Origin of the sequence: Changpingibacter yushuensis (assembly GCF_014041995.1) — a bacterium.
Lineage (GTDB): Bacteria > Actinomycetota > Actinomycetes > Actinomycetales > Actinomycetaceae > Changpingibacter > Changpingibacter yushuensis.
The window spans coordinates 315318-326644 of record NZ_CP059492.1; the positions used below are offsets into that span (position 1 = coordinate 315318).

9 protein-coding genes and 1 tRNA gene are annotated in these 11327 nt (G+C 57.6%); 7 read left to right on the top strand and 3 right to left on the bottom strand.

Annotation, left to right across the window (positions count from 1 at the left end; genetic code table 11):
- The first annotated feature begins 43 nt into the window (after positions 1-43).
- The 3 genes from manA (at position 44) to H2O17_RS01315 (ending at position 4414) form a co-directional block, all read left to right on the top strand.
- Positions 44-1288 (top strand): mannose-6-phosphate isomerase, class I, encoded by a 1245-nt coding sequence (gene manA / locus H2O17_RS01305; RefSeq protein WP_182049989.1) that lies wholly within the window; start codon positions 44-46, stop codon positions 1286-1288.
- A gap of 120 nt (positions 1289-1408) precedes the next feature.
- Entirely contained in the window at positions 1409-2872 is a 1464-nt protein-coding gene (locus H2O17_RS01310) for an NCS2 family permease (RefSeq protein ID WP_182050887.1), read from the top strand.
- 201 nt (positions 2873-3073) lie between these two features.
- Complete coding sequence (locus H2O17_RS01315) at positions 3074-4414, top strand: MFS transporter (protein WP_182049990.1); 1341 nt, start codon at positions 3074-3076, stop codon at positions 4412-4414.
- A gap of 107 nt (positions 4415-4521) precedes the next feature.
- Here H2O17_RS01315 and serC read toward each other — a convergent pair whose 3' ends face one another.
- The gene (gene serC / locus H2O17_RS01320; protein WP_182049991.1) at positions 4522-5637 is read right to left on the bottom strand and encodes a phosphoserine transaminase; all 1116 of its coding nucleotides are present in this window, start codon (positions 5635-5637) and stop codon (positions 4522-4524) included.
- A gap of 257 nt (positions 5638-5894) precedes the next feature.
- On the opposite strand from serC, the gene H2O17_RS01325 reads away from it, so the two are divergent.
- Complete coding sequence (locus tag H2O17_RS01325; protein ID WP_182049992.1) at positions 5895-6587, top strand: metal-dependent transcriptional regulator; 693 nt, start codon at positions 5895-5897, stop codon at positions 6585-6587.
- Positions 6588-6677: 90 nt separating this feature from the next.
- Here the strand turns inward: H2O17_RS01325 and H2O17_RS01330 are convergent, their stop codons facing one another.
- Positions 6678-7358, bottom strand: coding sequence for a DedA family protein (locus H2O17_RS01330; protein WP_182049993.1), 681 nt, complete (start codon positions 7356-7358; stop codon positions 6678-6680).
- 383 nt (positions 7359-7741) lie between these two features.
- Between H2O17_RS01330 and H2O17_RS01335 the strand changes: the two genes are divergently transcribed.
- From H2O17_RS01335 to H2O17_RS01345, 3 genes are all read left to right on the top strand, one after another.
- Positions 7742-8539: a C40 family peptidase gene (locus tag H2O17_RS01335; RefSeq protein WP_182049994.1), complete on the top strand. Its 798-nt coding sequence runs from the start codon at positions 7742-7744 to the stop codon at positions 8537-8539.
- Between the two features lie 252 nt (positions 8540-8791).
- Positions 8792-9715, top strand: a complete 924-nt coding sequence (locus H2O17_RS01340; protein ID WP_182049995.1) for a universal stress protein — start codon at positions 8792-8794, stop codon at positions 9713-9715.
- 111 nt (positions 9716-9826) lie between these two features.
- Positions 9827-9898, top strand: a tRNA-Arg gene (locus tag H2O17_RS01345).
- 246 nt (positions 9899-10144) lie between these two features.
- Here the strand turns inward: H2O17_RS01345 and H2O17_RS01350 are convergent.
- Positions 10145-11014, bottom strand: coding sequence for an SDR family NAD(P)-dependent oxidoreductase (locus H2O17_RS01350; protein ID WP_220456794.1), 870 nt, complete (start codon positions 11012-11014; stop codon positions 10145-10147).
- Between the last annotated feature and the right edge of the window lie 313 nt (positions 11015-11327).

Below are 11327 nucleotides of genomic sequence, written 5' to 3' on the forward strand. Positions count from 1 at the left end.
GCTTGCAGCAGTCGCATCACCGCGCTCACGAGATGCGAGATGTATGAAACGACTACAGGGCCGCGCGCGTGATTACGCGTGGGGATCAGATAGCGTGATTCCCAGCCTCTTTGGGTACCCACCGGCCAGCAGCCCGGTGGCAGAGGTCTGGTTGGGGGCGCACCCCAACGATCCCTCTCGCGTTGACTGTTCAGACATGGAGCCGCTGTTTGACCCGGCGCAACTCTACCCAGCCTTGTATCCTAAGAAGCCAGCGGGTCAGACCCTTGCTGACTATATTTCCTCCGACGCCTCAGGCATTCTGGGTGAGGAGATCGCGCTTCGATCCGGGCGGGAGCTGCCTTACCTCCTCAAGATTATTGCACCGGCCGAACCTCTTTCGCTGCAGGTGCATCCATCGATCGATCAGGCGATTGCCGGATATGCAGCAGAGGATGCAGCGGGAGTTCCTCGCGATTCTCCGGAACGCAATTACAAGGATGCCAACCACAAGCCGGAACTTGTCTATGCTCTGACGCGCTTCGATGCTTTGGCGGGGTTCCGCGCTCCGCGGCGAATCGCGGAAGTGCTTCGTGGGCTTCACACGGATCTCACGGACAATCTACGCAAGCTGGTGCTTACTCGCGGCGTCCGTGAGGCTTTTCAGTTTGCGATCAGTGAGGATACTCGGCCTAGCCATGACCAGATTGCTCAGGTAGCAGCTGCCTGCGCATCACGGATCGCCCTCATCTCACCCTCGCGGCGTGCAGACGCGACCGTGGAACTGCTGTTCGAAAAGTTCCCAGACGATCCTGGCGTGGTGGCTTCCTTGCTACTCAATCCTGTGACGTTGCGGCCTGGGGAAGCACTTTTTATTCCGGCGGGAACCGTACACGCCTACCTTCACGGCACGGCCATTGAAATCATGGCGGCTTCAGATAATGTGTTGCGGGCCGGGCTGACCCCTAAGCATGTGGATGTACCTGAACTGCTGCGCATCGTGCGCCCTGAAGCTGCGCCGCCTGTGCGTATCGCGCCGGAACGTATCTCAAAATCGATGTCCGTTCTCTATGCGCCCGTTGATGACTTTGAGCTTGCCATCTTCGATCTGCGCGATGCCAACGTGTGGGTGAGCGCGAGCACAGTATGGGGTCCGCGAACGGTGGTGTGCTTGGATGGAGCAGCGCAGCTGGAGGCGGGTGGCCAACGTCTCACTCTCAATGCGGGCCAAGCGGCATTCGTTCCGGATTCTGACGGAAAGCTGGATATGCGCGGTTTTGGGCGGCTTGTGGTGGCAAGCGTTCCGTAGCCGGACCATTTTGTGAGACACCGCGGTCCAATCATTAAGAACAGAGTGATCAGAATGTGGATGCATGTGGACGGCGAAACGTCCACTCCATGAGACTGGTGCAACGTGAACGACACTTTGATGGAGTCGACGCCCACTGCGTCGAACGATACGAAGCCTGGCATCCTCGAAAGCTACTTCCGCGTCTCAGAGCGAGGCTCATCCCTCGCCCAAGAGATCCGGGGCGGCGCCGTAACCTTCTTCGCGATGGCTTACATCCTGGTCCTGAACCCAATCATTCTCTCTGGCCCTGATTCCACAGGCGCGTTCCTTGGTGGCGGCACCGAAGCAAACATGCCTGCTATTGCCGCAGGCACTGCGCTCATCGCAGGCGTCATGACGATCTTCATGGGTGCTTTCGCGAACTTTCCTATTGCGCTCGCGGCGGGCCTCGGCCTGAACTCGATGGTCGCAGCCACAATCGTCCAGCTTCCGGGCATGACATGGGCAGACGGTATGGGCATCATCGTGCTTGAAGGCATCGTTGTTGTTCTGCTCGTGGTGACTGGATTGCGCGAGGCAATCTTCCGTGCAGTTCCGAAGTTCATGCGCACCGCAATCTCCGTGGGCATCGGACTGTTCATCACTCTCGTTGGTCTGGTTAACGCTGGAATCGTCCGCTCGGGAACGGGTACGGTACTCGGCTTTGCTGTGGGCGGTTCAGTATCCACATGGCCTTTGCTTGTCTTCATTGTTGGACTCTTCGTCACCGCAATCCTCATGGTGCGCAAGTTCAAGGGTGCAATCCTCATCGGTATCCTCGGATCCACTGTTCTGGCCGTGATCATCGAAGCAGTAGGCAAGCTCGGAGTCTCCGGCGCGGACAACCCCGGTGGATGGAACCTCTCCGTTCCGAGCCTTTCTGGCTCGCCTATCGCACTACCTGACTTCGCCACGATTGGCCAGTTCTCTGTAGTCGGCCCGTTCCAGAAGCTCGGTATCCTTTCGGTCATCGTGCTCACCTTCTCCGTGATGCTCGCTGACTTCTTCGACACCATGGGCACTATGGTGGCTGTGGGCAGCGAAGGCGATCTGTTGGACGAAGAAGGAAACCCCTACAACACTGGGCGCATTCTTCTGGTTGACTCGGTTGCAGCAATCGCGGGTGGTGCTGGCGGTGTTTCCTCCAACACGTCCTTCGTCGAATCGTCAACAGGTGTTGCCGACGGCGCCCGTACCGGTATCGCATCTATTACGACCGGTGTGCTCTTCCTGCTGGCCACATTCCTTTCCCCACTTGTGGCACTTGTGCCTAATGAAGCAGCAGCTCCGGCACTTGTGGCGGTTGGCTTCCTCATGATGCAGCAGGTTGCGGACATAAAGTGGAATGACCTCAGCATCGCCATCCCAGCATTCCTCGCCATCGTGTTCATGCCTTTCGGCTACTCGATCACAGTTGGCATCGGCGTCGGCTTCATTGCTTACGTGATTATGGAAGTCGCAACTGGCCGGGCTAAGAAGGTACATGGCCTCATGTGGCTCGTTTCCGCACTCTTCGTGGTGTACTTCTTGCTGGGTCCGATCCAGGCGGCTTTGGGCGTCTGAGCGGGTTTGCTCGGTAGTGCCGAGCATCTCGTCTGATCTGCGAAATTAATAGCTTATAACCATGCCCCGTGTCTCGTGGGTCATGGTCGGGAGAGTCCGGCAGCGGTAGAATTGCACCGCTTCCGGACTCTCCTTTCCTTCTATACCTATGCTCGTTGAAGGCGGTGTGAGTGCCCGGAGCTCCCTGAGGAAGAGGAGACAGTGGGACGAACATTTGCAAGCTTGCGCATCTACAACTATCGCGTGTGGTTCTTTTCGGCGCTCATCGCCAACACTGGCACGTGGATGCAAAGAGTGGCCCAGGACTGGCTGGTTCTGGCAATTCTGACGGATGACAACGCATTTGCAGTTGGAGCTGTGACTGCGCTGCAGTTCTTGCCTCTCATGTTCTTTATGCCGGTGGCTGGCATCCTTGCTGATAGGTTCGACAAGCGGAAGATCCTTCTCATCACCCAGCTTTCGCAGGCGATCATGGCGTTTGCCTTGGGAGCCATCGTGCTTTCTGGCCATGCAACGGTGGTCCATGTGTGCATCTTTGCTTTCCTGTTGGGCACGGCTAGTGCCTTTGACAGCCCTCCGCGTCAGGTCTTCGTTTCCGAGCTGGTTCCTGCGGCTGACCTTCCCAACGCGGTTGGTCTGAACTCCACCAGTTTCAACCTTGCGCGCCTCATCGGCCCGGGGCTTTCAGGCCTCCTCATCGCATGGGTGGGGGCCGGTTGGGTGTTCATTATCAACGGCGCGTCTTTCATAGCCACGATCTTTGCGTTGCTCATCATGAGAGGGGCAGACTTCTACCCCATCACGAAGCGAGCTACTCAATCAGGCAAGCGCGGGGGGATCCGCGAGGGGTTGGCCTACGTGCGCGGCAGGCAAGACCTCATGGTGATCTTTGTGGTTGCTGGCGTCATTGCGTGCCTCGGAATGAACTTCCAGCTGACCACGGCTTCGATGGCGCGTTCTGTGTTTGACAAGCAGGCCGGGGAATACGGCATCTTGGGCTCGGTGCTCGCAATTGGTTCTTTGACTGGAGCTCTGTTAGCTGCTCGACGTCGTTCACAACCGCGCGTGCGTGTGGTAGTGATTGCATCTCTAGCATTTGTTGTCACAGCGAGCATCAACGCCATTATGCCCACCTATCTCACATACGCCATCTCACTTATCCCAGTGGGGCTGGCGATGCTGACGCTCCTGACCAGCGCGAACACTGCCGTGCAGATGTCTACCGAACCGCACATGCGTGGCCGCGTGATGGCGCTCTACCAAACCGTGATGCAGGGTTCTGCACCCATTGGTGCACTGGTAGTGGGCTGGATCTCCCAATCGATTAGCCCTCGCTGGGGAATCGGAATTGGCCCGGCGGCGGCGCTCATTGTCACTGTGGGCGCGTTCATCTGGACCCGCAAGCATTGGGATGTTGAGGTCCGCTACCACATGCGGTCTAGGCCGCACCTAGAAATCATCGGTCCACTTGAGCATGAACAGCTTGCCCGTGAGGCTGAAATGCACGCTGTGGAACGCACGCCCGGCGATCAGGCCCGTTGATTCCCATATCGTCGCCAGCGCCGATTAGCGCGGTTCGTTGAGCCCTAGTTTCCAGCGCCGATTAGCGCGGTTCGTTGAGCCCGAGTTTCCTGCGCCGATTAACGCGCTCAACTGCGTCCGATTCCAGCCTCAATTGCCCAATCGATGCATGCCAAGAGTGCTTGCACGTCTGAGAGTTCCACATTGGGGAACGTGCTGATGCGGAACTGGTTCCGGTGAAGAGAGCGGTAAGGATCGATATCCACCACGCCTGCATGACGTAGGAAGGCCGAAATCGCAGGTGTGGCGACGCCGTCGTCGAAATCAATAGTCGTGACCACTTGGGATCGATAGGTGGGGTCTGATACGAAGGGCGTGGCGTCTGGGCGCGCTTCGGCCCACTTATACACGAGCGACGACGACGAGGCTGTGCGTGCGTTCATTGCCGCCAGACCGCCTGATTCGATCATCCAGGAAAGCTGTTGCGCGATCATCAGGAGGTTGCTCACCGCGGGGGTGTTCAGCGTCTGATCTTTGCGGGAGTTATCAATAGCGAGCTTGAGGTTGAGGACGTCGGGCACCCAGCGTTCAGAGGTAAGGCGTTCGATGCGCTCGATTGCGCGAGGTGACATGACGGCGATCCAGAGGCCGCCGTCTGAACCGAAGCATTTCTGGGGAGAGAAGTAGTAAATATCGGTTGAGGCGATCTCTACCAAAACGCCACCTGCTGAGCTTGTGCCATCCACAACCGTCAGAGCATCCGGGCCGCCGAAGCGCGAAACCGGGGAGAGGACGCCCGTGGACGTCTCGTTTTGCGGATAGAGATAGGTGTCGATGCCGTCAGTGGTTTGGCACAGAGCGATCGATCCCGGATCTGCTTGAACGAGCTCGACAGCCTCCACCCATGGGACCTTCACACTGGCACGGGCCGCTTTGGCAGAGAACTCACCGAAGGTTGCGGCTTGGGCGCGGCTCTCTACAACGCTGAATGCAATGGCGTCCCACAGAAGGCTCGCACCTCCGTTGCCGAGAACCACCTCGTAGCCGGCGGGAAGGTTGAAGAGTTCAGAGATTCCCGAACGGATGCTTCCCACGATGCTTTTGACGGGCGCGGATCGATGGGACTGGCCGATTGGTGCTGTTGGGTCCGATAGCCTTGCGATCTGAGCGGCCCGGACCTTCGATGGACCTGAGCCGAAGCGGCCGTCGTGGGGTAACAAGTCGGATGGAATCTGCACACTCATGGGACCATCTTGCCTTGCAACAGGCAGCGTGAGGTGATTTGTCCATGACGATCCCTGTGGGAATGAATTCATGTGGGTGCACGTTAGGTCTATCTGACTCGCGATCCGGCTAAAAGCACCTGACCAAGTCAAGTAAACTGGAATGAGCATATGCCCGGCGTGAGTTCAATCGCGCCAGCCCAGACCAACCATGTGGCTCCCACCCAATATGGATGCCCACACCGTGCAGACGCAGATGCACAAGCGAGGAGTTGAAAATGAGCAGCGATCTCGTTGACACAACTGAGATGTACCTTAAGGCGATTTATGAGCTTGAGGAAGAGGGTGTGCCGCCACTGCGAGCGCGCCTTGTGGAGCGCTTGGGTCAATCCAAGCCCACAGTCTCTGAAACGGTTGCCCGCTTAGAACGTGATGGCCTACTAACCATCGTGGGAACGCGCAGCATCGCACTCTCCCTTCGCGGGCGCAAGGAAGCCACTGAGGTCATGCGCAAGCACCGATTGGCCGAGCGTCTACTTCTTGAGGTTATTGGCGTTCCGTGGCAGGACGTTCACGATGAGGCTTGCCGTTGGGAACACGTCATGTCGAAGAGCGTGGAAGGCAAGATTGCTGCTTTACTCGCAGGAGTTACCACTGACCCATTTGGCAATCCCATCCCTGTTGATGGACTGGATGGGCCGGGTGCGGCGGCCGCTGGGCCTGCCGGGCTTATCCGCGTAGTGGATTTCCTGGAGGCGCACCCCGAAGGCGGGCCTTCTACTGTGGCACGAATCGGTGAAGTGCTTCAAACGGACTCTGGATTATTGGTGGAGCTGCATCAAGCAGGTATTCTGCCTGGTTCACAGATCAGTCTGGTGAAAGCCGGGGCCAATGCGTGGACCATCGAGGGAACCAACGGCAGTGTAGAGCTCACTGCGTGGATTGCGAGTCATCTGCTTCTTAAGAAGTAACTGCTCAAGATTCTTGAGAAGTAGCTGCCCAAGGTTCTCAAGAAGTAGCTGCCCAAGAACAGACGATCACTTCGATGTGCCGTGAGCCCTCTAAATCGTGTTACCGCCCAGATCGGGGTTGCCGGCCTCGAAGGAAGCGGGCGCCATGGTCTCGACGGGAGCAGGCGCCGCGTTGTCAGCACGCCGCTTCCGTAGGTAGCCAATAAGAATGGGTAGCACAGAGACTAGCACGATCAGAATTGCGATGACGTCAATGTTATTGGCGACAAATGGAATCTGACCGAGCAGAAGGCCCGCGCCGGTCATGAGGCACACCCAAGCCAGCGCGCCAATAGCATTGAATAGTAGGAACTTGCCGTAGTTCATTCGGGCAGCGCCCGCTGCAAGTGGTACGAATGTGCGCACGATTGGAACAAAGCGCGACAAGACCAGCGATCCGGGGCCGTGGTTCTCAAAGAATTCTTCCGCGCGATCCAGATACTCCGTCTTGAGAATTCGCGCATCGGGCTTGAAGAGTTTCCGCCCGAATTCGGCACCGAGCCAGTATCCAACCTGGACACCTAAGAAGGCAGCCACGACGCCAACAAGGATAAGGGCCCACACCTCGAATCCGAACTGCCTGTGCAACATTGCGGCGGTGAATATAAGGGAGTCGCCCGGCAGGAATGGGAAGAGCAGGCCGGACTCCACGAACAGGACGAGTGCAACACCAGGAAGCACAAATGCGCCAAGCGCTTGGAGTAGGAGCTCAGGATCCGATAGAAAGGACATGCTCTTGAGTCTAGTGGTGACGTCATTGGAACTTAATGGAAGCGGCCTGAGATTCGTCACACGGGGAGCAGTTCCCCGCACTGGCTGTTTATATCTTCAAAATGTGGCCGAGGTAACAAAATTACACCGACGTGCGAATTGTTGGTGGCAGAATCGCGCTATTTCACGGTTCTGAGCGTTAGTTAGGTCAACGATGTGGGTCACACTCCGCCGTGTGAATGCTGAAAATCGTTGATATACCGCGGAAAAATGAAATGTCACGGCCCTGATCACATCTGTTATATAAACGTGACATTCGGTTATTTACCCGTTATTGTTTTCTTTATTGAGGTAGCCGCCGCAGCATCAGTGGTGGGTACAAAGGCAAAACGAGGAGTAACCAGATGACCGGTCGCCATGCGGTAAGTCGCGAGGCAGCCCTGAAAGCTGTGAACACACCCGCTGGACGCGGAGTCGCCGCTGCGGTAGCAGTTGGAGCGATGTTCGGCGTTGTCATGCCAAGTGCCAGCGCAACCGATGAGACCTTGGATAATGCCACCGCAGCTAATCTCAGCGCAGTGGAGAACAACACCATCGACGCAACAGATGCTGTTACGGCTCCTGCTGATGCTGAATGGAATGTTGAGCAGGTTGCACTCGAATCCTCAAGCGCCGATTCTTCTGATGTTGAGTTGGCCGTGAGCGTGGACGTTCCTGAAGTGGAAACCACTCCGGAAGTGGAAACCGCCGCGGAACCTGAAACCACTTCGGAAGCTGCAACCACCGCCTACCAGTCTGGTGACGATTCTGCTTCTGGATCCACACAGACAATCGCAGTCAACTCAGGCATCAGTTCCGCAACTGGTTCGGCAGTTCTTGCCACTGCGTTGTCATACGTTGGCTCTCCCTACGTTGCAGGAGGCGTAACGCCTTCCGGTTGGGATTGCATCGGATTCGTTCGCTACGTTTACGCGCAGTACGGTGTCTCGATTGGTGGATACACCACCTCGGTGCTTTCAGCTGGAACTCAGGTTTCCTACGCTGATGCTCAGCCTGGTGACATCCTGTACTGGCCTGGCCACGTAGCCATCTATGCTGGCAACGGTCAAAATGTTGGTGCATGGAATGCAAGTATGGGGACGCGTGTTGGCCCGAACTCGTGGGTTGGCGGCACGCCGATCGTCATTCGAGTGGCTGGCTGATAACAAGATCTTTTCCACATAGGGAACCGGCACACGCCGGTTCCCTATGTGGTTTTTGGCGCGAATGGTAGGCGTTTCCACGGTACCGGTATCGCTGATCAGCCATGTTTCTTTGACAGAAGGTCAGTTTGTTGGCTGTGACTTGGCTGACAGTGCTCCTGATCGCTGTAATACTTCTAGTAGGCGCACGCTATGTGCCCGCGATTCTGTGGTGGCAGAATTGAGGTATCGAAACTACTGGAGGGGGCTGCCATGGTCTACCGGCATGACAACGTTGTCGTATGCGGAGTTGATGGTTCTGAGGCGTCGTTCAATGCACTCGAGTGGGCCGCGCAGGAAGCGCGAACACGGCGTGCCCGGTTAGAGATTCTTTGCTGTTATGAACAGCCTACTTACTCTGGGTATTCGGGTAATGAGCAGAAGCACAACGGGAACCTCCTTGAGGATGGAGCCGTCGAAGTGCTGGCCAAGGCCAAGGAAAGGGTAAAACAACACGGGGTTGAAACAACTACCGTGCTTGACCCATCAGACCCCACCAAGGCATTGCTCAGCCGCTCAAAGACGGCAGCTCGCGTTGTGATCGGTGCAAGGGGTGGGTCCGGCGGATTTGCTGATCGGCTTCTGGGATCGGTGGCATCGGCGGTTTCGGCGCGCGCATACTGCGCAGTAGTGATCGTCCCATCAACACCAGTGGAAACCGTCCTTCCTGTCAAACACATCGTTTGTGGATTTGATGGATCGGAAGCGGCGCATCTTGCACTTGCCCTGGCCATCCGCGAGGCTTCGCGGTGGGGCGCACGGCTCTCTTGTGTGAGTGCCGTGAACTTTTCTGGCACAACGTGGCTCCCTGGTTCGGACTACCACCAAGAAGTGCTTGACGATGTTCGCGCGGGGCTTCGCGACGCCGTCGCCGAAGCAACGGTTGACTATGATGGCGTCGATGTGCGGTGCCATGCCATGGAGGGCAACCCAGCAGCGCTCATGACGGAGTTTTCCACGGCGGTTGACCTTCTGGTGGTTGGAACGCGAGGCCGCGGTGGATTTGCTGGACTGTTGCTCGGATCCACGAGTCAGGCTGTTCTGCAGCATTCCTCGTGCCCAACGATTGTGGTTCCCAAGCGCACTCGTGACAATGAAGACCTACACCCAGTGGTGCCGTGGGATCGTCCTGTATAGGTAGAAGCTGACGTGGCTGGGGGCGTGGCACCAAGTAAGGTGTGCCACGCCCCCAGCGTGCTCCGAAGCATTTCGAAAAGGGCTGCTGGGACGGGTAGACTAGAACAGTTAGCCCTCGTAGCTCAGGGGAAGAGCGACCGCCTCCTAAGCGGTAGGCCGAAGGTTCGAATCCTTTCGGGGGCACATAGCGCACAGGGCCCGAACCTTGGCCCGATGATGTGAGGGCCAAGGTTCGGGCCCTGTTGACGTTCACGGGCTAGGTTTGGGCGGCGCCAAGATCCTCTTAGCTCTCTTAGCTCTCTTGGCTTGCTTGGCTCTGCCGGTTCCGCCGGCTCTCTCAGCTCCCTTGGTTTTCTCAGCCCATCCGACTTTGCCATATGGCCGCCATCGGGATTGCCCGTTGATCTTTGCGGCGGTCGAAAAACGTGGCTACACGGCCACTGCCTGGTCACACCAATCCCACAGCGCCTTGGCGAGCCGTGCATTCTTAGCTTGAGGATTCAGCCACCGGCCGGGTTTGCGATTCTCGTAGTAATCCCCGGGAGTCCATCCATCGCCTGGCCCTGAATCCGCCAGCCACACCAATTGGTCAGCGCCGCGCTCGGGGCTCACCATGGTTTTGCGGAATGGCGTCCGGTACATCGCGGCGAGTATGCCCGAACCCGCCGGGGAGAACTTTGAAGCGACGAGTCCGGGATGGAAGGCAACTGCGGAGATTCCTTGAGGGGAGTAACGGCGTTGCAGTTCGCGCGTTAGCACGATGTTGGCAAGCTTGGCCTTGCCATATCCGTGGAGTAGATCGGATCCTGAAGGTGCTAGTGGCTTTCGCGCGGGATTTGCGGCGAGTTCGCTGAAGTTGCTCGCTTCCCAATCCACGGCGTCGACGTCGAACCGCCCAAATCGTGATGCGATGCTCGCGGTTTGTACCACCGTTGCCGAGGAAGCCACGAGCTTGGGAAGCAGGAGCTTTGTCAGAAGGAACGGGGCGAGGCAGTTGACTTGGAAGGTTTGCTCAAACCCTTGGATGGTTGGTGGGGCGTCCGAGAAGGACCCGCCTGCGTTGTTGACCAGCACGTCGATTTGCGGCAAAGATTCGAGTTCCGCCGCTAGGTTGGCCACGTCCGTGAGATCAGAGAAGTCGGCTACATGGAATGGCGCGTCGATGCTTTCGGCAACGGCGCGCGCCTTGTGGAACGAACGTCCGATCACCACTACATGGTGCCCGCGGCTCGAGAGTTGCTGGGCTGCAGCGGCGCCGATGCCGTCGCTCGCACCTGTGATGACAATGGTTTTTCCCACGAGTATCTCCGATTCTTCGGGTGAGGTGAGCTGGCATCAACAGTCTAGGTCCGCATGCCATTCGATGTGCATTATCCAGTCAGGCTTGGGTGCGCGAGGGCTGCTGGCCCACTCAAGACACGTCGCAGATCAACCTCCGGTCAGGCTCCGGCTCGTGGCGCGCACCCAAATCGCAGGTCAACGTCCAGGTAGGTCCGGGCCTGTGTGGTTCGAAGCGGCCGCCGCACCAGTTCAGGAGAGGGTTGATCCTCGATGTTCGGTGATGGTGTTATCCGTGCGTCTGCCTAACAGAAGATGTGGAGTTGAGTAGTGA

Coding starts and splice junctions, on each gene's coding strand:
- serC (WP_182049991.1), bottom strand. CDS start 5,637: ATGAGTGTGCAGATTCCATCCGACTTGTTACCCCACGACGGCCGCTTC.
- H2O17_RS01325 (WP_182049992.1), top strand. CDS start 5,895: ATGAGCAGCGATCTCGTTGACACAACTGAGATGTACCTTAAGGCGATT.
- H2O17_RS01335 (WP_182049994.1), top strand. CDS start 7,742: ATGACCGGTCGCCATGCGGTAAGTCGCGAGGCAGCCCTGAAAGCTGTG.
- manA (WP_182049989.1), top strand. CDS start 44: ATGAAACGACTACAGGGCCGCGCGCGTGATTACGCGTGGGGATCAGAT.
- H2O17_RS01330 (WP_182049993.1), bottom strand. CDS start 7,358: ATGTCCTTTCTATCGGATCCTGAGCTCCTACTCCAAGCGCTTGGCGCA.
- H2O17_RS01310 (WP_182050887.1), top strand. CDS start 1,409: ATGGAGTCGACGCCCACTGCGTCGAACGATACGAAGCCTGGCATCCTC.
- H2O17_RS01340 (WP_182049995.1), top strand. CDS start 8,792: ATGGTCTACCGGCATGACAACGTTGTCGTATGCGGAGTTGATGGTTCT.